Raw genomic sequence first — 21,014 nt, forward strand, 5'->3', positions numbered from 1 at the left:
GCCTTCACGGCAATTTTAATTAATCAATCTGGGGTTCCAGATTAGCCGAAGTGTAGCATGTGATCCTGCTATATGTACTTTTCCAATACCCTCCAAACTGCTCTATTGATCCAAAAATAAACAATATTATTCCGATAAAAAATCTAATAAAAATAAAAAAAGCCAATCATGATTGATTGGCTTTTTAATAAAACTTAATGATCGTTGGCGAGTTCACGTCCTAGTTTTTTCATGCGTGGTTTATACAACACATGATAGGTAACACCTAAAATGACCAGCCATACTGGACTGACATATAAAGCTTTCAATGTATCTGGCTCTAATGCCAAAATAACTAAAGTGAAAAGCATGAATGCCAAAACAACATAACTCATCCAAACACCACCTGGCATTTTGAATGTTGATTTTTCATGTAATTCAGGACGTAATTTACGGTAGCGTAAATAGCACACCATGATAAGACTCCAGACACTAATGAATAGAATCACACAAAGTGAACTTGCCAAAGTAAATGCTTCCATCGTGTTTGGAACAAAGTACTGAAGTACCGCTCCACCCATGATAAAGGTACAAGAGAAAATCAAACCATTTGAAGGTACGGCACGTTTTGATAAACGACCAAACGCACCTGGTGCTTGACCGTCTTTTGATAAACCGAACAGCATACGGCTGGTTGAAAACACACCGCTGTTCATTGAAGACATCACCGAAGACAGTACCACCAAGTTCATGATGATGGCTGAAACAGGAATACCGGCATTTAAGAACAACTCAACAAACGGACTTTTGTCTGCACGAATATGGTCCCAAGGCGTTACTGACATCACAATAAAGAGTGCTAGTACATAGAACAAAATAATACGTACCGGAATCGCGTTAATTGCTTTCGGTAAATTCTTCTGCGGGTCTTTGGTTTCAGCAGCTGTTGTACCTACGAGTTCCACCCCGACAAAAGCAAATACAGCAATCTGGAATCCTGCCAAGAAGCCTTCTGTACCTTTCGGGAATAAACCGCCATGTGACCAAACATTACTGATGCTTGCGACAGCGCCTTGCGGAGCTTGGAAATGGCTGAAAATCATGTAGCCGCCCACTCCGATCAGACCAATAATCGCCAAGATCTTAATAAGAGCAAACCAGAATTCAATTTCACCAAATAGGCGTACTGTTAGGAGGTTAAGACCCATCACAAACAACACACAACCTGCGCTAATCATGGCTTGCTGTATTGGTGAGAAACTTACACCGTCAGGTAGCCAGAAACCTAAATAGTTAATGACTGCTGAAAGGTCCGCAATACCCACCAGCACCCAACCTAACCAATAAGTCCAGCCCAAATAATAACCAGCCCAAGGACCAATCAGATCATGAGCCATATCAACAAAAGATTTGTAATGCAGATTTGCAAGGAGCAACTCGCCCATTGCACGCATTAAGAAAAAGAACATTCCTCCAATAATCATATAGATCAAAAGGATTGAAGGACCTGCGAGGGAGATAGTTTTGCCCGAACCCATAAATAGGCCGGTTCCAATTGCACCGCCAATTGCAATCAGTTGTAAATGACGGTTAGACAGTTTTCGTTGCAGATGATCAGGAGAATTTTCCGTATCTGAATGACGAGCCGTTGTCATATTAAAATTCCTTTTTGAATTCCTTTGTTAAGATCAGCAACCTATGGCGAAAATTGAACCGTATGCCATAGGTCACTGAATCTGTTCACCAAAAATGACTGGTTAAACCGTATCTATCTTCCTTCTGTTAGATACATCATCATTTTTGGAGTAAAAACGAATTACTTTTGTGCTGCCGTCACGGCAATTTCAATTAACCAATTTGGATTGACCAAATCGGCCTGAATTGTGGCACGCGATGGAGCAACACACCCTTTTAACCAGTCAACCCAAATTGCATTTACGGTTGAAAAGTCAGAAAGATTTTTTAAATAGAGCTGTGCAGAGAGCAGACGAGATTTATCAGTGTTGGCTAATGCCAAAAGTTCATCAATCGTTGCAAGAATTTCACGAGTTTGGCCTGCCACGTCTTGTTCGGTATTTTTAGGTACCTGACCTGACAAATAAACTACTTTGTTAAAAACAGTCACGGCGCTCATGACTTCGTTAGTGTTAATCTTTTGTATATCTGAATTTGACATTCGGATTTCCTTATACCTGATTAATAAATTGAACACGGGCAGTGACGGCACACATCAGTTCATAGCCCACCGTACCGGATGAAATAGCGACATCATCAATAGGTAAAACGACGCCTGTACTTGATTGGCCCCAGAGCACCACTTCGCTACCAACTTTGGCACTCTCAATGCCCGTTAAATCGACTGCCAACATATCCATGCTGACACGACCAATTGTGCGAGTTCGGACTGAGTCCACTAAAACAGGCGTACCTGTTGGTGAAATACGTTGATAACCATCTGCATAGCCACAAGCGACAATCCCAATTGTCATCGGTTGCTCTGCGACAAAGTTTGAGCCATAACCCACGCTTTCATTCGGCTCTAAATGCTGAACGGAAATAATTTCACTGCGTAAGCTCATGGTGGGTTGTAAGCCCCAATCCGCAATACTATGCGTCGGGTAGTCTGGCGAGCTGCCATACAGCATGATGCCGCTACGGGCATAATCTGATTTGAGCTGGTCTTGATAACGCAGAATTGCCGCACTATTACTTACCGATCTTTCACCTGGTAAATCTTTAATAATTTCTTCAAATGCAGTGATTTGATAATCAATGCCCTGCTGTCCGAAACGATCGCCATCTGCATCTGAAAAATGCATCATGTGCGTAATCTTGGACACATTTGCCAAGTTATTTAAACGTTCCCAAGCCTGAACATAGTGTTGTGGTTTAAAACCAAGACGGTTCATACCACTGTTCATTTTTAGGCAAACATCAAATTGAGCAGGATAAGGATGTTTTTGAACCCACTCTATTTGCGCTTCACTATGAATAGTGAAACTGAGTTGATATTGCACACAATCAAATAAATCTTGAGGAGAGAAAATTCCTTCGAGCAATAAAATTGGACCTGTCCAACCTAAAGCACGAATGCGTTTTGCTTCATCAAGATCAAGTAAGGCAAAGCCATCTGCTGCTTTAAACGCTTCATAAACACGTTCAATTCCGTGTCCATAAGCATTGGCTTTTACAACGGCAAAGACCTTACTGTTTGGCATAGCCTTGCGTACCACCGCCAAGTTATTTTGTAAGGCTTGACGGTGGATGACTGCGGTAATAGGACGAGGCATGATTACTTTCCTAACGTCCGTTATGCAGCATGCGCGTGTGAATAACGCTGAATTGAAAGGCCATCGGTACTGATATCAGTCTTGTGATTCAATACGATGTCACTGATTAATTTTCCTGAACCACACGCCATGGTCCAGCCTAGAGTACCGTGACCTGTATTCAAGAACAGATTTTTAAAGCGAGTTGCGCCAATAATCGGTGTACTGTCTGGTGTCATTGGACGTAAACCAGTCCAAAAAGACGCCTGTGCCATATCGCCGCCCGGGAACAAGTCCTGAGTCACCATTTGCAATGTTGCACGGCGGTCTTCATTCAGGCCTAAGTTAAAGCCACTTAACTCAGCCATCCCACCTACGCGAATACGTTGGTCAAAACGAGTAATCGCAATTTTATAGGTTTCATCAAGCACTGTAGATTGCGGAGCAAAAGCAGGGTCAACAATTGGAATCGTCAACGAATAACCTTTCACAGGATATACAGGTAACTGTAGATCAAGTGGTTTCAAGAAATCACGTGAATAGCTACCAAACGCTAAAACATAACGATCTGCGGTTAAGACCTTACCATTGACCTGAACGCCCTTAATTTCATCGCCTTCAACAATCAATTTTTCTACGTTCTGGTTGAACTGGAAATTAACACCTAACTCTTTAGCAATTTGAGCTAAAGCATTGGTAAATAAATAACAGTCACCTGTCTCGTCATTTGGTAAGTGTAAACCACCAACGAGTTTATCTTGCGCATTTGCCAAAGCGGGTTCTACACGACCAAGTTCGTTGCCATTTAATAATTCGTAGCTTACGCCGCACTCTTGTAGCACGCTAATGTCGCGTTGAACCGCTTCCATTTGTGCTTCTTTACGGAATAACTGCAACGTACCCTTCGCACGGTTTTCGTAATTAATGCCTGTATCTTTTCTAAGTTCACGTAAGCAATCACGGCTGTATTCAGCCACACGCATCATACGTTCTTTGTTCACAGCATAACTTTGTGGATTACAGTTTTTTAGCATTTGCGCCATCCACTGTAACTGCCACATGCTGCCATCTAAATTAATCGCAAGCGGTGCGTGATGTTGGAACATCCACTTCACAGCTTTAAAAGGGATTCCTGGTGCTGCCCAAGGGGTCGAATACCCTGGCGAAATTTGACCTGCATTACCAAAGCTTGTTTCTTCAGCAGGGCCTGCCTGACGGTCAAGAACAGTGACCTCAGCTCCTTGTTGAGCTAGATAATAGGCACTTGCCACTCCGATAACGCCGCTACCTAATACAATTACGCGCATTTCCATTCCCTCACGCACACCAGTTTATTTAACTAGTATATTTCTGCTTCAATAGTTTATTTCACTGTTTTTTAGGGTATAATCTAGGTAAATTTATGTTTTTCTCGCGAGAATTTTAAAAAAAGAGGAAATATCTATGCGCCCCTTAGATCGTATAGATCGCATGATTCTGGACATTTTGCAGCGTGAAGGACGAATTGCGATTAGTGAATTGGCATCGAGAGTTAACCTGTCGACCACCCCCTGTTCAGAGCGTGTAAAACGCCTAGAACGCGATGGCATTATCATGGGTTATTACGCTCGGCTAAACCCAGCTTACGTAGATCGTAACCTTCTCGTCTTTTTAGAAATTAAGTTATCTGCCAAATCAGGCGATGTGTTTGATCAGGTAGCCAGAGACTTAGTTGAGATTCCTGAAGTACTCGAATGTCACCTTATTTCAGGCGAATTTGATTACCTCGTAAAAGCGCGTTTAAAAGAAATGAGTGCATATCGCCGCTTATTGGGAGATCTGCTAAAGAAACTCCCTGCTTCGGCATCGTCACACAGTTATGTGGTTATGGAAGAAGTCAAAGAAACTCTATATCTAGATGTAAGCAAGTAGAGCGAAGCTCCATTGAACTCGCTTTACTCAAGTTTTGAAAATTAGAAATATTTTAAAATCGAAATATGTTTGTTTTGATGTTTGAACTTAGAGAACCACTTAACTGCTGGATAAAGTACAAAAGACAGTACAATTGTAATTAGCCATAGCATCCACACATGGTTGACCGACAAATAATTCCCGTAGTTAGCTCCCCACACGCTGAGTGCGAACACATACATCAATTTCAGCATATATAAGTGTAATAAATAAAAGAACATCGGCACCGAGCCAAATACCACGAATGGTTTTAAAAATGAGTATTGCTGCATACGCTCAAAAGCAACGAGCACAATTAAGCCAATTCCAACATTTAGCAAAATAAATAATAAAGACGGCGGATACTTAGTGAGGTTAAAAAAGCTCATGAGACTCAGTTGGAATGACTCAAAATGTTGCCAAGGCTGGTCGCCATAGATATTGATAAAACGCAATAAAACAAATAGCCCAATACTTACTAAACCAAGGCTGAGTAAAGCGCGGCCTCTTTGCTTTGCTGAATATTTTGAACTAAAGAACTGACCTAAAGCATAGCCCAATAAAATCACCCCAATCCAAGGTAAAACAGGATAGCTTGTGCGAAGCTTGATGCCTGCAATCTCAATCCAACCACGGTCATGTAAAACCAACCATATATTTTGTAAGACGCCTTGTGAGAAGTGCACTGAATCTAATAAATTGTGTCCAAAAACAATCACTAGACCTGCGCTCGCAATGACTGGTAACGGTAAACTCACACAGCATGCTAGCACCACCATGCTAATACCAATCGCCCAGATCACTTGTAAATAAATGACTTCGGGTGGAAAAGTTGCTGTCCATGCAAAATTCACAAGCGTAAGCTCTAATACAATTAAAAATAAGCCACGTTTTAATAGAAAGGCACGCGTTTGTTGTAAGTCCTGTTTTTTTGATTGAAATAAAAACGCAGAAATACCGGTTAAAAGTACGAAAACCGGAGCGCAAATATGGGCCAATAATCGACTGCCAAATAATGCTGGTTCTGTTACTGTTACGTCCATTGGATCGGTAACCTGTTTATGTAAATAGAAAGTTTCTCTTACATGGTCGAGCAACATAATGATGATCACCAAACCACGCAATGCATCAATCGACTGTAAACGTTCAATATTCTTTTCTAAAGACATAGCGGTAATCAACAAAATAATGTAACGTTATACTATTACATTTAATACCTTTTGTCTTTTTATGGCTGATTATTTATGCGACACAAATTAGGATTGCTGTCTTCGTTAGGTCTATCATTTATATCGACACTCACTTGGGGAGAGGAAACATCAACGGTACTTGAGACCATACGCATTCAGGCTGAAAGCACCCGAGAAGATCTGAGCCAAAATAGCTCGGCAACTAAATTTTCTCACGATGTTTTGGACGTCCCTTTTAACCGTGCTTATGTTTCAAAACAAATGATCGAACAACAAGACGTTCAACGGATTGATGACGCATTAAGCTTAGTGAGCGGGGTTTTTCATCAAAACAGTTTCGGTGGTGGCTTTTGGGATAATTACTCTTTCCGCGGTTTTAGTACCGACCCCAATTTAGGCGCCTCTATGATCCGCAACGGCTTGAGTGTCAACCGAGGGATTAGTGCCCCAAAAGATGTCGTAAATATTGAATCTTTAGAGTTTTTAAAAGGACCGATGGCAGCTTTATATGGTCGCGGCGAAGCAGGTGGTTTGCTTAACCTCAACAGTAAAAAGCCACAATGGCAAAGTGAAAGTGAACTTAACCTACGTGCCAATACTCAAGAACAATATCGAATTAGTCTGGAGCATACCGCACCTATTAACGATGAACTGGCCTATCGTGTAGCAGTGGCTCACGAAGATAATCAAAGCTTCCGTGATCATGTCAGCAGTGAACGCTGGTTCTTTTCACCACAGCTTACATGGAAAATTTCAGACCAAACGCAACTCGACTTTGACAGTGAATTTACTGAGCATAAAGGAACCTTTGACCGTGGGGTCAGCACAGTCCATCACCAATTTGTGATGGACCCGAAAACATTTACAGGTGAACCTGACGACGGCGATTTAAAAATAAAAGATTACTTTTACCAATTACGTCTGAGTCACGAGTTTAATCCTGACTGGAAACTAAATAGTGCGGTCAGCTATAAAGATGCCAAAATGGTCGGCTTTGCAACCGAACCTCGGCGTATGCAAGCCGATGGACGTACTTTAGAACGTCAACGTCGCTATCGTGACTATACAAGTGAAGATGTCCTAGCTCAGACAGAGTTACTTGGCAAGCTTGATACCTCTTGGGCTCGCCATGAAATTTTACTTTCAACCGAGCTTGGTCAACTTGACTATAAGCAAAACCAGCTTCGTCGTAATCACAGTGTTGGTATGCCAAACACAATTGATATTTACCAACCTGAATACGGCAAATATTTACCGAACCTCACTCCGTTTACCAACACCAAAGAACAGCAGCGTTACTTTGCACTGAATGTACAAGACCAGATCTTTTTCAATGATCAGTGGAGCGTGCTATTCGGCAATCGTTTTGATCAGGTCGAACAAGACTTTAAAAATCATTTGACTCAGACTGAAAGCAACCAAACGCTTCACCAGAATAGTCCACGTTTCGGAGTAAATTTTAAAGCCTCTGACCAATGGGCGTTTTATAGCAATTATGGCCGCTCATTTGCCATGAATAGTGGTATGAATCGAAATGGTCAGACTTTTGCCCCTGAAAAAGGCGAAAGTTATGAGGTCGGCACAAAATATAAAATAAACGACCAAAGTGTGCTGAGTCTCGCTCTGTTTAAAATGAAAAAACAGAATGTACTGACAACCGATCCAATCGACAGTAATTTTCAAACCGCAGCAGGTGAAGTGAGTAGTAAAGGAGTTGAGTTTGACTTAAATAGCCAGATCACTGATCGCTGGTTCGTCAATGCCAACTATAGCTATACCGATGCTCAAATTGAAAAAGACCAAGACTTGGAAAAAGGCGCTCGTCTAAGCAATGTTCCAAAACACCAAGGCGCTGTAAGTACCAATTATGAGTTTCTACAAGAAGGTGCAAGAAAAGCAGGCGTAGGTGCCAATCTCACTTATGTGGGTGAGCGTAGCGGACATAACCTAGACAATGGCTTTAATTTACCAAGTTATACGCTGGTCAATTTAAATGGTTACTATGCCCCATCTGATCGTTTACGTTATCAGCTTAATGTAAACAACCTGTTTGATAAAACCTACTATGTCTCAAGCTATAGCGATTTATGGGTTCAACCAGGTGAACCCCTGAACGCCTCAATTTCGGCACAGTGGAAGTTTTAATTCATACATAAATCAAAAGCCCGAATTATTTCGGGCTTTTGATTAGAACATACCATTTTCATTGACGAGTGGGTCGGACTGTACTTGGCCAATATCCCAAAACTCAGCAATTTTACCCTTTTCAAAGCGGCAAATATGAACCACGGCCAAGGTGGTTAACCCATTCATTTGCATTTCAAGTTTTGAATGCACAGCAACCAAATCGCCCTCTTCAATGACATGTTGAACATCAAAGACTTTGTTAGGCGTTTCAATTGCACTTTCACGCATCCCTTCCTTCAAAGAAATCGCATCACCCGCATAATAAGGATTGTGATGCTTGAAGTTTGGCGCGGTGTAATTGCTATAGGCTTCATCGACTTCACCAGCTGCGGCAAGCTCTAAAAACCGCACTGCAATTTGTTTTTGAGATAAGTTCATATTTATCTCCTACTTTTTATTTTAGACCTTACTGCAACAGATCTTCTTCGTCGTCTTCCTCGAAGACATAAGCCATACAGCCCCATCCATCATATTCGCCCTGAAATTTCTCAGCTATGCTGGCAAACCATTGTTCTAAGTCAACAATATCTGAATACTCAGGTTCCATGTTAACGAAGATAGTAATTACCCATTCATTTGGCTCAACAGAGTCATCTTGAAAAAGTGAAACTTTTTGTTCTTGGTAAAGCAAATAGAGTGCACATTGCTCTGCATTTTTCTGATCATGAAAAGCAATAGAAAATTCAATTTCATGCAGCTCGGTTAAATCATCCCCATCTTCAGCCATTTGCCAAAGTACATTGCCGTTATCGTCATCTGGAAATTGTTCGTAGTCACGAGTCATAAAATGATCCTTGTTGTTGTCGCAGTATTAATATTATTCAACATCAAGAATACCCGACTTTTATTGCAGTTTGGGTATATATTCGGTTCCCAATTGCATCAAATTAATTCTTTTAATTATATAAATTTTAAAAAGGCACTTGTGATTCAATGACTACATCTGTTCCTTTCAATGGATGCTGAAAAGCCAAATATGCGGCATGTAAGGCCATACGGTTTAAGTGAAAACGTTTAGGCTCAGGGTGATATAACTTGTCCCCCATAATCGGATGTCCTATATGCATCATGTGTACACGTAACTGATGCGAACGTCCTGTTACTGGTTCAAGTAATACTCGACTTTGATTGTTCTTTTCATCATAGATGAGCGGTTGAAACAAGGTTTTAGCATGTTTGCCTAATTCAAAATGTACAATTTGTCTTGGACGATTTTCCCAGTCAGTAATGAGAGGAACTTCAACGCTGCCCTCTTGTGTGACTTGGCCTTGCACCAAAGCAATATAATGCTTTTTAACTGTTCTGGCCTGAAACATTTTACTTACCGCTACTTCTGCATCGCGATGCTTGGCAAACATGAGTAAGCCTGATGTCGCCATATCTAAACGATGTGTGACCTTCGCTAAAGGGAACTTTTCTAGCACCCTTAAATAAGCACTGTCATGATGCTCAGGTAACCGTCCCATTACCGACAACAGGCCCGCAGGTTTATCAACCACAATTAAATCATCATCTTCAAATAGAATTGAAAGTGGATCTTGTGGTGGAGCGTAAACAAAGTTGTCGTTTAAAGGCATGGTTGTAGAAGCAGCAATGGAGCATGGCGGCAAATCATAAAGAAATTTCGGTTCTACCGCAAAATAATCTATAACGCTCTACTCATGTTCCACGTGAAACTCAGAAAATCTTTATCGTTTTTTATTCATTTCAGCTAAAAGATCAAGCTGAATTTCTTGAATATGCGCAAGCCTTTCCCATTGATGCGACAAAAGATGATCCATTTTTTCATGCAAATGGCGAATCTCAAGCTCGGCTTTTAAATTAATCTGATAGTCATGTTGCGAACGTAAGCGGTCTTTTGCTTCTTGGCGATTTTGGCTCATCATAATAATAGGCGCCTGAATTGCAGCTAAACATGACAATACTAAATTCAGCAAAATAAAGGGATAAGGGTCGACGGGACGTACAACCATCACCACCGTATTTAGAATAATCCAGCCTGTCAAAAATAGAGCAAAGCAAATGAGAAAAGCCCAGCTACCACCAAATGTCGCGATCTTATCTGCTAACTTTTCTCCAAATGTCCAATTCTGATCAAAATCCGACTCTGTATTTCGGCTAATCAACTCATGGCGTTGCATACTGCCGATCACTTCATTTTCTAAATTAGATAACTCACCCTTTTCCGAGCGTAATAGCGACTGCACATATTTAATTCGATAATCTGCCAGATCAGCCCGACAAATAAAACTTGAGTAATTCCAATCTGGATAGTCTTTTAAAATTTCGTCGCTAATCACATTACGGATGACTTCACCAGACACTAGATCTTTTAAAGGAAAATTTTTCCCACAAACGGCACACTGCCGACACTGATTTTTATTCTCCATATTATTCAGCTCTTTATTATGATATTAAGATTATTATATAAACAATTTTGGCTGATCACATCGTAAATAAAAATAGTAATCTAACCTAAAATCTGTAAAGTCGCTGGTACGATTTTTCGATGGGCAGGAATTACAGGTAGCATATACAATCGCCCAAGCCAATTTTTAATATGCACTATTGTAGTTACGGTAAGCACTTGGGTATCTTCATTTTTATAAATAGATAAAGTCACATTTAAGTGCTTGTCATCGTCTCCAATCACTAATTCATTTTCGGTACGCTGCAAAAAAGTAAAAATTCCAATTCGGTCGCCTGCCACATACTCATTTTCTTTTTTATGAGTATCAATCTGCTTAAAACTTCCTAAATCTTTAAGCCCAATCTTTGAAGTAATTTTATTACGCATATTCATGCTCCACTCTATCCACTGCGGAGTGTGCTGAAATAGCTTAATAAGCTGCTCAAATACACTTAGATCAGGTTGACCAAGCACAATGCTCCACGAGTCGTGGAAGTAGGCATTGTTCAATTGAGATGAGATTTGACTGTCAGAAGGTAGCGAAGAAAGATAAGGCTTATTCATAAATTATATTCTTGTAAAGTATCGTTTTTATTATAGAGAATTTTTTAGGGTGTCAAGGGAAAACATCTATGGTTTACTTCAACAATCATAACTTTGTAAGTTATAACCTTGTGCCTATAAACTTTTGATCTATAGCGTCCTAAGCCGAATCGAGACCTTTTGGGTGAGTACACACTAACGTTATACGTTTTGGTGCATGCTACTCTTTTCGATCCCTATCACACCCTTGAGATATAGTTTAGCCAGCACCCTGCGGGATTGTTTTTCTAAGAAAAGCTAATTTTTACTATTTTTGGGAATTTTTACGCCATTAGACAAATTTAAAAGAATTTATTCCCATTTACACATAATTAGTTATATTTAAATTCCACTTTATTTGTGTTTTTCGGTTTATTTTACCAAGAAATTTTTTAAGCCAAATTGGAAGTTCGTTCAACCGCGCATGTTTAGCCGAATAACTCATGTAAAGCTGACTCCCTAATCCCCACTTTTAAGCATTTTTATTCTTTGGGTACTATTCTTAGAGATAACTTTTGCGCTTGAATACATTATAAAAACATATTATAAACTATTTCTAACCAAATAATTGGTTTTTTGGAACTTTATAATGAACAACAATATTATAATTTTTGGTTATGGAACGGGTATTTCCAAAGCCGTAGCACATAAGTTTGGTAAAGAAGGCTATAAAATCGGGTTAGTGGCACGAAACGCCCAAAAACTCGAAAAAGCTATTTTAGAACTTAAAACACAAGGTATTGAAGCTTACGCTTTTGCATGTGATTTAGCGGTTCTTGAAGATATACCAAATCTTATTCAACGCATTAAAGATCAATTCGGAGAGATTAAAAATATTCATTGGAATGCTTTCCATGATATTGAAGGCAATATCTTAAAAACCCCTCCACTAGAGCTTACTAAAAGCTTTCATATTCGTGTTTCGAGCTATATTGCGACGGTGCAAGCTTGCTTAGGCGATTTAGAGAAGAACCACGGTAGTATTTTATCGACAAATGGAATTTTCGCTTTCGATGCAGTGGGTATCGATTTAGTTGCTAAAGAGTACTCATCCTTAGCAACTACCGCTGCCGCTCAATACAAAGCCACCAACTTACTTGCTCATAGTCTTGCTGACTCAAATGTTTATGTGAGCCAAGTGATTGTGAATGGTTTTGTTGATGGGACATCTGGAGCACAAGATAAGACCTACACGGTGCATCCAGAAACGGTTGCAGAGCAGTTCTGGTATTTACACCAGCATAAACAAGAAACTGTTTCCTTTTGTGGTGAAGCAATTCAAGCTGCTTAATATTTCTTATGACAGAAGAAGCGTAATCAATTACGCTTCTCTGATAAATAAATAAACCCGCTTTGGCGGGTTTATTACATTTCTAGTTCTCAACTTAATAAATTATAGATCAAATTTAGCACCAACAAATTGATTTTATTCAAAATTAGCATTCGTCAACTTTGCTTTATTTGATTGATAAGCATCATTTGAGTAATTTTTCCTTAATTCAATTCTGCATTCAGTATCAATTTTTGCTTTTTTAATATCGACTGAACAATCATCATTTTTACATATTTCGACATGTGCCATATATTTATATAATTGATTATTAATTTCTTCTGAATCTAAGTCTACTCCACCTCTTACCATAAACTGATTTTCTAAACAATTTAGCTTAGAAATAGGAAATGCATTTTTTTCAGAAATTTCTTTTAAAGAAGAAGAGCTTGTAACAAAACCTTGGTATGTTTTTTCTCCACTATACATAGATTGGAAATATTTAAATTTTCCAAAATTAATATCGGTAGATTGATAATCTATATTTTTAGAAGTACAACCAAATAATAAAAATATCCATATACATGATAAAAATTTCATTTTACTTGAACCTTTTTTAATTCGGCTTGCAATATTTGCTCTGGTGATTTAGATATACTAGGTATTGTTTCACGCATCATTTTGCTAAACCAAGCGTGACTAAATTTAGTTTCATGAAATGTATTGCTGTGTTCTTTTGGATAACTATCCCATTGCCCTCCAGCATCAGCAATTGCATCATCTGTTGTATAACTCGTAGGGCTAGGATGATACCCTTTCCATTTTGGTTTATAGCCTTCCCATCCCACCGTATTCTTTATATCGTTGACAACATTATTATTTGGTTTACAAAAAACATTTATCCAATTATTTGCAACAGGTTCTGGTGCTAGTAAATAAATTTGGGCTCTTACTGCTGGAGTAGCTAATATATTTGGAGGAGTGGTTTTTGATAATAAAACTCCAACAGGGTCAATAGTAATTAATAAATTGACTGGTACCCCTGCTTTGTTCAGTTCTGTAACTAAACCAGATGAATTCCAGCCACCCAAACTATGACCTATAATATTAATTTGAGTTTGTGGATTTTTCGTATAAACCTCAAGAATATCTTTAAAAGCATTTCTTTTACCTGAAGCTACAGGAATAGTTACTTTTCTATTATTATAAGCCTCCTCATAGCCATAATATTGTTTTAAATTTTTTGTATTTCCCGTATTAAAATTTTTTGCATAATTACCAACAATTTCTGTAGGTCCTAAAGAATCTCCCACACCTGGTAGTTTTACATCTCCATATATAAAAGGATATTTATCAGCAGCCCCACCAATAAATGCTGTAAAACTTTGAGTATAAACTGTAAGTTTAACTGGTACAATCGCTGGCACAGGATTAACCGTTCCCATTGTTGTCCGAACTAAATCAGCATAAGCTTGTGCTTCAGTACCCATCGTTTATCACCACATGTATTTTATATTGCTTATTCGGCTCTTCTGTTTCTAACTTAACCAAGCCAGTTCGATCTAACTTACCGCGCTCAATTTCTTTATCATGTTCATCAAAAATAATATATTCCGTACCAGGTTTTAGTTTATTTCCTTGTTTATCCATTACATCAAACCATACACCATATTTTTGTTTTCCTTGTTCTGGTAGATACGGTAATGAACTATTCACACTCCCGCCTCCCATAAACAAATGCTGTCCAGCTTTCACCTCAAACTTACCGCTTGTGGTCATAAAAATGCCTGAACCAGTAATTTTGACTTGAGAGCCACCTGCGGTGAGCACAATTTCTTTGGCTGCTGTGGCCTCAATTTTGTCTTCAGTCGAAATCACCTGCACAGCTTTACGGGCAATTAAATCTGCTCCGTCACCTTGAGCCTGTATCTCAACTTTGCCTTTGCCTGCATAAAGCCTCGCTCCTTCTTGAGCCGCAAAAAGGCTAATTTTATTTTGGGCATGCGCGATTAAATTCTTTTGGGTAGACAGGTTAATACTGTCTCCAGCAGTTTGGTTGAGCTGCCCATCTGCACTTAGGTGAATGTCTTCATTACTGCTTAGCGCGACGCTATTTGGGCTTGCCAGCAGCATAATCGCTTCTTTAAACGTTTTAGCTTTTGCGTTGTCTTGCTGCTCAAGTTTTTCAATAAAGGATTTTAGGTTTTCTAAATTTTCTAACGGGTCAGTTTGCTGATTTTTAGCAACTTCACTGAGTGCCTTGGCATTGTTAAGGCCGCCTTCAATTTGTTGTTTGGCCTCATTTGCATCAAGATGTACACCTTGAGCTTGGTCTTGTTTATGGGTACTAATCAGTAACCCACTTCCCGCTCGCACCGCACCCCACTGGTCAGTTCTGAGTTCAAAGCCTTCACCTCGGCCTTCACTTTCCGCCTTGTCTTTTGGATGGCTTAAATTACCCAAGTTGAGCTGGCTGGCTGCATGGCTGCTTTGTAGCTGGGCACTGATCTGGCCTGTAGTGTCATCAAAACGTAGTTGGTTAAAGCCTTTACCGTCGACTTCTTCTGAGCGGATGCCGCTAAGTTTTTTAGTATCAGGTAATTGGCCTTTCTGATCAAACTGGGTTGGGTGGCGTTCAGCTTCATGAATACGGCCCACCACAAACGGGCGGTCAATGTGGCCGTCAAAGAAGTCGATGACCACGATCTCACCCACACGTGGTAAGAAGCGTGCGCCATAACCTGCACCTGCCCACGGAGTCAGCACATCGACCCAAGCCGAGTCGGTGTCATTGTCGTTACTTCCCGCTCCACCGTCATGGCTATGGTCGTCAGTTCGGGTAAATAGGAAACGGACCTTAATGCGTCCCCACTGGTCGACATGAATGCTTTCACCTTCCAGCCCCACCACTTTAGCGCGCTGCGGGTAAGCAGCTGGTCGGTGTTCTAGCGGGTTATATTCAGGCACCGCTTTAATGTTGCGACGAACCACATTCAGCTCAGCAAAGTGGCGTTGCTCAGGATTTTGGCTGTCGAGTTGGGCTGCCTTGAGCTTGTCTTTTGGCAACAGACGCTCAAGTTGCTGTTGTAATTCTTTCGGTAAATTATTCTGGTTATAGTAGTGCTTGCTTAAGATTAAGAATTCTTTATCGGCACAGTCATGTTGGTCGAGTTCTGGATGCTCATTGAGTTCAAACCAGTAACCCACCTGTGCATCACGGACGTTACCTGAAACGGTAAATTGTTTAGAACTCAGGTGATGGTAAGCATTCATGTGCTGGTTAAGCTGTTCAATCTGGCTATTGCCGGAAGCGGTGGCTTGATCTTCACCGTTTAAGTCCTGCATCCAAGCGGGGCTAACATGCCATGCATCTTCAAGGTTTAGGCTGGCATTGTCATAGTGTTCGCTGTGCTGCTGCTTACCTTGTACGCTACCACTACCTTCTTCTTGTTGTAGGGCATCAGCTTGCCAGCGTTGCACATGAACCGAAGTTGGTTGTAAGCGGCGCTCAGCTTTAACCTGAGTAATGGTATCAAACTGTTCTGTCGCGCTGCTGCGTTGGTAGCGGAGACTACGGCGTTCAAGTGCCTGATAATTTTGGTTATCGTCAATTAAACGTAAAACTTGTGGCTGAATGGAAGCATTCGGGTCAGCGACAAAAAGCTGTGATTCATCGGCTAGCCAGTTAATGCCTTCACTACGCCACAAACGGGTTAAAAAGTCATAATCGCTTTCGTTAGACTGCATCACAAATGGACGCACATCGTAGTCTTTCGTTAAGCCAGATGTGTCGAGTGTTAAACTTGAAGCAAACAGCGGACTTTTCCCCTGCCATTCTTTAAACAGAATTTCGCTAATGTCCCGTACGCTTTTATTCATAAACACGCGGCTATTACGGCGTTTATGCCAAAGTGCAGTTGGATCTTTTAAGGTTAAGTTATAAATGGTGAGTGAGCCGTCGCTTTGGCCTTGGCTCGCTTCAGTAATAATGCCTGTAGTTCTAAAAAATTGGCCTGCATCCGTCACCTGATCGACGGCAACCTGACAGCCAATAAATTGTTTTAATGCAATATGCGCGTTTGTCGATAAGCACAGTAATTCAGCAACGCTACCCTGGTTGAGCGTATGTTCGCCCTCAATACGTTGTAAGAAGACTTGCTGATTTAAAGACTGATTTGAGAATTGGATATGAACAGCGCGATTTTGTGAAACAAGGCCTAAACGCTCCAATATACTCGACACACTCATCTGCATTTTTATTATCAATCAAACTTATATTTAGGCCGCATTTTAATTAAAAAAAGACTAATCTGTCTATCTATACTCATTTTCAAAATGTAACTAGTCTAAATATGCAGTTTTAGGTTAATTTCTTATTAAATAGGTATTTAAACCGTAAAATCAGATCATTTTAAAGCACTCTAAATCAGCCAAATGCATTTAATATTTTTCTTTTATATTCAAATAGATATTAAAGAAAGCAACTACTCAAATTAATAAAATTCAGGATGAGATATGAAAATAAAAAAGTCTGCTTTTTATATATTTACGGTGATTTTCTCTCTTCATTCTTCAGCATTTGCTGAACCGAGCGTGGCCGATATTCAATATCGTGCAGAACAAGGACAAGCTGTTGCTCAATATCATCTGGGCATGATGCTTTTAAGCGGCGAACAAGGCGTTGTTAAAAACTATGAGCAAGCGTTTAAATGGCTAACTGTGGCTGATCAAAATGGAAGTATGGGGGCAAAATATAGTTTAGGAATGCTGTATTACACCGGTACGGGCGTTGAAAAAGATGCCAAGCGTGCTTTTGATTATTTTACTAAGGCTGCGGCCAAGGGTCATGCTAAAGCGCAATATAACTTAGGGGTGTTATACGACAGAGGTGAAGGAACTGCGCAAAATTATGTGCAGGCGTTTGAGTGGTTTAGTCGTGCTGCCAAGCAAGGCTACCCACCCGCAGAATATAATTTAGCTCATCTATATAAAAAAGGTCACGGCGTCTCACAAAGCGATGAGCAAGCACTTAAGTGGTACACCAAAGCGGCTGAGCACAATGAAAGTGATGCCCAGTACAACTTGGCCCAGATGTATTTAAATGGTGAAGGCACGCCGAAAAACCTACAACTGGCAAAGAAATGGTTTCAGCAAGCTGCCGATTCAGGCGATTCGGATGCGAAAGAAATGCTTAAAAGTTTAGAATAGGCAGCCACCCCTATAATAGTTCTATTTATAAGATACTGAACCCTATTATTAATAAGATTATTTTATTATTTATTTTTTCTAATTAAATTTAAATATTAATTCTATTATTTTAAAAATACATTTAGATTTATTATTAAATCAAAAATATTTTAAATATTAAATTGACGTAATTAAAATCACCGATTATTATCTCGTTGCTGGCCTACATTGCCAGACGGTTTTGACAGACCGTAACTCGTAGCGGGTTATAGTTCTACTATAATTCGTTAGACCCTTGCGTCCCCTTTTCTTTGCGGTAGGACGGGAGGGGGACGCCCCGTGCGTGCTGGTTCTACGAGTCCAGTCTGTCAACCCCCTTTCGTTCTACCACCATAAATTAATTCGCGGTAATCTGGTGGTAGGACTCCATAAATTATAAGGAGTTGACCATGACACTTTTTAAACTTATTCCCTCTCCTGCTTAATCATTTTATTTTTTTAAAATTTAGGTTTTCTATTGCCTAGTTTTTTAAATTTATAAATTATTTTTATTTTAAAAATTTAATTATTTTATTTTCCTATATACATAGGAGGATTAATTATTACCTAAAAATTATTTTAAATCTTAAAACTAATTATATTTTTATTCTACTCATAGATATAAATCATTATGAGAATAATATGACAATTTATAAACCTATTTTGGCTTTAAGTTTCATTCTAGGTAGCTATGGTTTTTCAGTTTGCAAAGTCCTGTTCTCCCACGGGACTTTGCCCCTACTTTCTTTAACGTCATGCAGCGGTCTAACAAAAGCAATATGAGTTAAGCGTTTGGCTTAGCTCTTTATCTCTGTGCCGCAATAGTTTATTACTTTAAATCAGCGCAAAAGATTAAAGTCTGTTGCGGCACAGGGGCCTAAGTTGAATTCAAAATGAGATATATAAAAGGTGGACTTGTACGTTTTATCCTACAAACTTTTAGGGATTTTGCGGATTGGCGTCCCCCTACTTTTTTCCTAATATGAACTCATACAGGAACAGGATGTTCCGGAACATAAAACAACAATAATAGGTTCAAGCACCAGGAGCGTGAGATACGACAGGAGTCATATCTAGCAACCAAATACGAAAAAGCTCGACAGGATGTCGGGCTTTTTTTATATCTGAATATTAGGAGATTTTAGGGGTTAAAAATCTCAGGTAGACTCTCTGCAAGAATTTTAGGAATGTTGTTTGGATAAACAATCTCATCTGTTTGGCTTAACTCATCAAACGTCCACCAACGGCTTTTACTAATCACAAGCTTTTCTTGTTCAGACCAGTTTGCTGTATTCACTTCTTCATTTTTAATAAAAACAATAAAAAGTCTTTCATCAGAAATCACAACTTCCGCACTCGGTAACATCATTTCAAAATTGCGTGTTGCAACATGAGTGCCTATGTTTTCTCTTACTACCCCTAACTCCTCATAAAGCTCTCGGCAAGCTGCTTGCTCGAAGGCTTCCCCTTCTTCAAGCCCGCCACCTACGGTTGCCCAATATGATTGTCCAGCCAAAGCATCATTTGTATGAGTAAACTGAAATAACAAAATTTGATGATTTTCATTAAGAACTAATAGTCTTGAAGATTTTCTAATACGCATTTGATTTTTTCTTAAAGTAACAAGGTGGCTATTATTCATATTCACTTTAAAAAGTTAAATCATTTCTGAATGTACGCTTTAACCTACAAACTTTTAGGGATTTTGCGGATTGGCGACATCCTACTTGTTTACTATTATGAACTCATACAGGAACAGGATGTTCCGGAACATAAAACAACAATAATAGGTTCAAGCACCAGGAGCGTGAGATACGACAGGAGTCATATCTAGTACCCAAATACGAAAAAGCCCAACAGGATGTTGGGCTTTTTTTATTGCTCTTTAAAAATGATGTTTAGACTAAACCTATAGAGGACTATGCGCCTGTTCTTGCTTTTTATGGCGTATCCAACGTACCGCTAAAATAACCGCAATCAGCACCACTACCGCAACAAACGCGGGCACTAACATGGCCGAAACTGAAAGTAAGATCGCTCCAATCCACTCACCTGTCGCAACGACAAAATTCCCTAAACCACCCGTAGTTGCAGTTGAAACACCGCGTGCAGCGACTGTACTCATTTGCACCACACCAGCCGTACCACCGCCCACAATAATCGCTGCCGCCCAACTGGCAAACTGAGACATTTCTCCACTACTCACCGCCATTGTCGCTAATGTACCCGCAATCATCGCCGCAGGAGTTGCGACTGTGTCTAAGGCATTATCGACCCACGGAATATAGTAAGCTGCAACTTCACACACCGTTGCCACACCTAAAGCCAAACACACCGATGGTAGAGCTAACCATTCAAAACCTTTCGATGGCTCAAACCATCCCATCATAGTGGCAATGCTCATGACCAGTAGCGGCACAAACACGCGAAAACCGCAGGCAGCGCTCAGCCCCACGCCAATACATAAACCCAATATTGTTTCCATAACGGTTTCCTTTTCATGCCCATCACGGGTCTTGTTATGTAAGTCTTATTTTTAAATTAACAAAAAAGCCCCATCAGGTGACAGGGCTTTTTGTTAAATGCGAACGCAAATATTATTTCATTCTTAACGTTTAAATTGCGTGCAGTAGCATTTCGTGCAAGGTGGTAAAGGGTCGGTATTAATTTCTAAAAACACTCTATGACCGCACTGAGCACAGAAATAGAAGCCTGTTCCGGGTTTTTCGCCAGCTGTTACCATGATTACATTCCTATAATCGTATATATATTAAACAGGAATATAACCCACTTAAAGTGAATGTCAATTGTCCATTTCGCCCGATGATGATGGCATAAATGCAAAAAATGTTATTTGTACGATTTATCTTACATAGATTTAGGGATTTAGCGGATTGGCTGTCCCCTGCATTTTTTCTAATATGAACTCATACAGGAACAGGATGTTCCGGAACATAAAACAACAATAATAG

The 21,014-nt window shown here is 39.8% G+C and carries 20 protein-coding genes; 4 read left to right on the forward strand and 16 right to left on the reverse strand.

Features of this window, described 5'->3' with window-relative positions:
* Positions 1–194: 194 nt before the first annotated feature.
* The 4 genes from MKL33_RS20190 to MKL33_RS20205 form a co-directional block, all read right to left on the reverse strand.
* Positions 195–1,634, reverse strand: coding sequence for an amino acid permease (locus tag MKL33_RS20190; protein WP_270907613.1), 1,440 nt, complete (start codon positions 1,632–1,634; stop codon positions 195–197).
* 161 nt (positions 1,635–1,795) lie between these two features.
* Positions 1,796–2,155 carry a RidA family protein gene (locus tag MKL33_RS20195; protein ID WP_000071348.1) on the reverse strand — a complete coding sequence of 120 codons (360 nt, stop codon included), beginning with the start codon at positions 2,153–2,155 and terminating at the stop codon, positions 1,796–1,798.
* A 10-nt stretch (positions 2,156–2,165) separates the two neighbouring features.
* On the reverse strand, positions 2,166–3,269 hold the full coding sequence (alr, locus tag MKL33_RS20200) for an alanine racemase (protein WP_270907614.1): 1,104 nt from the start codon (positions 3,267–3,269) through the stop codon (positions 2,166–2,168).
* Positions 3,270–3,289: 20 nt separating this feature from the next.
* Positions 3,290–4,555, reverse strand: coding sequence for a D-amino acid dehydrogenase (locus MKL33_RS20205; protein ID WP_031947066.1), 1,266 nt, complete (start codon positions 4,553–4,555; stop codon positions 3,290–3,292).
* A gap of 136 nt (positions 4,556–4,691) precedes the next feature.
* On the opposite strand from MKL33_RS20205, the gene MKL33_RS20210 reads away from it, so the two are divergent.
* Positions 4,692–5,159 (forward strand): Lrp/AsnC ligand binding domain-containing protein, encoded by a 468-nt coding sequence (locus MKL33_RS20210; RefSeq protein ID WP_001247568.1) that lies wholly within the window; start codon positions 4,692–4,694, stop codon positions 5,157–5,159.
* Positions 5,160–5,200: 41 nt separating this feature from the next.
* Here the strand turns inward: MKL33_RS20210 and MKL33_RS20215 are convergent, their stop codons facing one another.
* Positions 5,201–6,346: a DUF1624 domain-containing protein gene (locus MKL33_RS20215; protein WP_270907615.1), complete on the reverse strand. Its 1,146-nt coding sequence runs from the start codon at positions 6,344–6,346 to the stop codon at positions 5,201–5,203.
* A 75-nt stretch (positions 6,347–6,421) separates the two neighbouring features.
* Here MKL33_RS20215 and MKL33_RS20220 point away from each other — a divergent pair, with 75 nt between their 5' ends.
* Positions 6,422–8,512, forward strand: a complete 2,091-nt coding sequence (locus tag MKL33_RS20220) for a TonB-dependent receptor (RefSeq protein ID WP_270907616.1) — start codon at positions 6,422–6,424, stop codon at positions 8,510–8,512.
* A gap of 42 nt (positions 8,513–8,554) precedes the next feature.
* On the opposite strand, the gene MKL33_RS20225 is transcribed toward MKL33_RS20220, so the two are convergent.
* The 5 genes from MKL33_RS20225 to MKL33_RS20245 all read right to left on the reverse strand — a co-directional run bounded on the left by MKL33_RS20225 (position 8,555) and on the right by MKL33_RS20245 (position 11,528).
* Positions 8,555–8,932 (reverse strand): nuclear transport factor 2 family protein, encoded by a 378-nt coding sequence (locus MKL33_RS20225; protein ID WP_270907617.1) that lies wholly within the window; start codon positions 8,930–8,932, stop codon positions 8,555–8,557.
* A gap of 28 nt (positions 8,933–8,960) precedes the next feature.
* Positions 8,961–9,338, reverse strand: a complete 378-nt coding sequence (locus MKL33_RS20230; protein WP_069035888.1) for a ribonuclease E inhibitor RraB — start codon at positions 9,336–9,338, stop codon at positions 8,961–8,963.
* A 127-nt stretch (positions 9,339–9,465) separates the two neighbouring features.
* On the reverse strand, positions 9,466–10,131 hold the full coding sequence (locus MKL33_RS20235; RefSeq protein WP_057067791.1) for an RluA family pseudouridine synthase: 666 nt from the start codon (positions 10,129–10,131) through the stop codon (positions 9,466–9,468).
* Positions 10,132–10,242: 111 nt separating this feature from the next.
* Positions 10,243–10,944, reverse strand: a complete 702-nt coding sequence (locus MKL33_RS20240; protein ID WP_016802481.1) for a DUF1003 domain-containing protein — start codon at positions 10,942–10,944, stop codon at positions 10,243–10,245.
* A gap of 80 nt (positions 10,945–11,024) precedes the next feature.
* A complete protein-coding gene (locus MKL33_RS20245) occupies positions 11,025–11,528 on the reverse strand; it encodes a DUF2867 domain-containing protein (RefSeq protein ID WP_005079567.1) in 504 nt (167 codons plus the stop codon).
* Positions 11,529–12,135: 607 nt separating this feature from the next.
* On the opposite strand from MKL33_RS20245, the gene MKL33_RS20250 reads away from it, so the two are divergent.
* Positions 12,136–12,837 (forward strand): SDR family NAD(P)-dependent oxidoreductase, encoded by a 702-nt coding sequence (locus MKL33_RS20250; RefSeq protein WP_270907618.1) that lies wholly within the window; start codon positions 12,136–12,138, stop codon positions 12,835–12,837.
* Positions 12,838–12,972: 135 nt separating this feature from the next.
* Here MKL33_RS20250 and MKL33_RS20255 read toward each other — a convergent pair whose 3' ends face one another.
* From MKL33_RS20255 to MKL33_RS20265, 3 genes are read right to left on the reverse strand one after another with little or no spacing between them, the layout of a single operon-like run.
* Positions 12,973–13,416 carry a hypothetical protein gene (locus MKL33_RS20255; RefSeq protein WP_005079571.1) on the reverse strand — a complete coding sequence of 148 codons (444 nt, stop codon included), beginning with the start codon at positions 13,414–13,416 and terminating at the stop codon, positions 12,973–12,975.
* Complete coding sequence (locus MKL33_RS20260; protein WP_270907619.1) at positions 13,413–14,306, reverse strand: hypothetical protein; 894 nt, start codon at positions 14,304–14,306, stop codon at positions 13,413–13,415. The genes MKL33_RS20255 and MKL33_RS20260 overlap by 4 nt, the downstream gene beginning before the upstream one ends.
* Positions 14,296–17,070, reverse strand: a complete 2,775-nt coding sequence (locus tag MKL33_RS20265) for a type VI secretion system Vgr family protein (RefSeq protein ID WP_270907620.1) — start codon at positions 17,068–17,070, stop codon at positions 14,296–14,298. Before MKL33_RS20265 ends, MKL33_RS20260 begins: the two co-directional genes overlap by 11 nt.
* 261 nt (positions 17,071–17,331) lie before the next feature.
* Between MKL33_RS20265 and MKL33_RS20270 the strand changes: the two genes are divergently transcribed.
* Positions 17,332–18,024 (forward strand): tetratricopeptide repeat protein, encoded by a 693-nt coding sequence (locus MKL33_RS20270; RefSeq protein WP_270907621.1) that lies wholly within the window; start codon positions 17,332–17,334, stop codon positions 18,022–18,024.
* A 1,159-nt stretch (positions 18,025–19,183) separates the two neighbouring features.
* Here MKL33_RS20270 and MKL33_RS20275 read toward each other — a convergent pair.
* The 3 genes from MKL33_RS20275 to MKL33_RS20285 form a co-directional block, all read right to left on the reverse strand.
* Positions 19,184–19,684: an NUDIX hydrolase gene (locus MKL33_RS20275; protein ID WP_270907622.1), complete on the reverse strand. Its 501-nt coding sequence runs from the start codon at positions 19,682–19,684 to the stop codon at positions 19,184–19,186.
* A 267-nt stretch (positions 19,685–19,951) separates the two neighbouring features.
* Complete coding sequence (locus MKL33_RS20280) at positions 19,952–20,527, reverse strand: DUF4126 domain-containing protein (RefSeq protein ID WP_063097887.1); 576 nt, start codon at positions 20,525–20,527, stop codon at positions 19,952–19,954.
* 123 nt (positions 20,528–20,650) lie between these two features.
* On the reverse strand, positions 20,651–20,785 hold the full coding sequence (locus MKL33_RS20285; protein ID WP_001983336.1) for a zinc ribbon-containing protein: 135 nt from the start codon (positions 20,783–20,785) through the stop codon (positions 20,651–20,653).
* Positions 20,786–21,014 lie beyond the last annotated feature (229 nt).

The sequence above is a fragment of the Acinetobacter sp. AOR43_HL genome (assembly GCF_027854635.1).
Classification (GTDB): domain Bacteria; phylum Pseudomonadota; class Gammaproteobacteria; order Pseudomonadales; family Moraxellaceae; genus Acinetobacter; species Acinetobacter pittii.

Coding starts and splice junctions, on each gene's coding strand:
- MKL33_RS20280 (WP_063097887.1), bottom strand. CDS start 20,527: ATGGAAACAATATTGGGTTTATGTATTGGCGTGGGGCTGAGCGCTGCC.
- MKL33_RS20190 (WP_270907613.1), bottom strand. CDS start 1,634: ATGACAACGGCTCGTCATTCAGATACGGAAAATTCTCCTGATCATCTG.
- MKL33_RS20270 (WP_270907621.1), top strand. CDS start 17,332: ATGAAAATAAAAAAGTCTGCTTTTTATATATTTACGGTGATTTTCTCT.
- MKL33_RS20205 (WP_031947066.1), bottom strand. CDS start 4,555: ATGCGCGTAATTGTATTAGGTAGCGGCGTTATCGGAGTGGCAAGTGCC.
- MKL33_RS20255 (WP_005079571.1), bottom strand. CDS start 13,416: ATGAAATTTTTATCATGTATATGGATATTTTTATTATTTGGTTGTACT.
- MKL33_RS20245 (WP_005079567.1), bottom strand. CDS start 11,528: ATGAATAAGCCTTATCTTTCTTCGCTACCTTCTGACAGTCAAATCTCA.
- MKL33_RS20240 (WP_016802481.1), bottom strand. CDS start 10,944: ATGGAGAATAAAAATCAGTGTCGGCAGTGTGCCGTTTGTGGGAAAAAT.
- MKL33_RS20220 (WP_270907616.1), top strand. CDS start 6,422: ATGCGACACAAATTAGGATTGCTGTCTTCGTTAGGTCTATCATTTATA.
- MKL33_RS20265 (WP_270907620.1), bottom strand. CDS start 17,070: ATGCAGATGAGTGTGTCGAGTATATTGGAGCGTTTAGGCCTTGTTTCA.
- MKL33_RS20260 (WP_270907619.1), bottom strand. CDS start 14,306: ATGGGTACTGAAGCACAAGCTTATGCTGATTTAGTTCGGACAACAATG.
- MKL33_RS20250 (WP_270907618.1), top strand. CDS start 12,136: ATGAACAACAATATTATAATTTTTGGTTATGGAACGGGTATTTCCAAA.
- MKL33_RS20215 (WP_270907615.1), bottom strand. CDS start 6,346: ATGTCTTTAGAAAAGAATATTGAACGTTTACAGTCGATTGATGCATTG.
- MKL33_RS20195 (WP_000071348.1), bottom strand. CDS start 2,155: ATGTCAAATTCAGATATACAAAAGATTAACACTAACGAAGTCATGAGC.
- MKL33_RS20230 (WP_069035888.1), bottom strand. CDS start 9,338: ATGACTCGTGACTACGAACAATTTCCAGATGACGATAACGGCAATGTA.
- alr (WP_270907614.1), bottom strand. CDS start 3,269: ATGCCTCGTCCTATTACCGCAGTCATCCACCGTCAAGCCTTACAAAAT.
- MKL33_RS20275 (WP_270907622.1), bottom strand. CDS start 19,684: ATGAATAATAGCCACCTTGTTACTTTAAGAAAAAATCAAATGCGTATT.
- MKL33_RS20210 (WP_001247568.1), top strand. CDS start 4,692: ATGCGCCCCTTAGATCGTATAGATCGCATGATTCTGGACATTTTGCAG.
- MKL33_RS20235 (WP_057067791.1), bottom strand. CDS start 10,131: ATGCCTTTAAACGACAACTTTGTTTACGCTCCACCACAAGATCCACTT.
- MKL33_RS20285 (WP_001983336.1), bottom strand. CDS start 20,785: ATGGTAACAGCTGGCGAAAAACCCGGAACAGGCTTCTATTTCTGTGCT.
- MKL33_RS20225 (WP_270907617.1), bottom strand. CDS start 8,932: ATGAACTTATCTCAAAAACAAATTGCAGTGCGGTTTTTAGAGCTTGCC.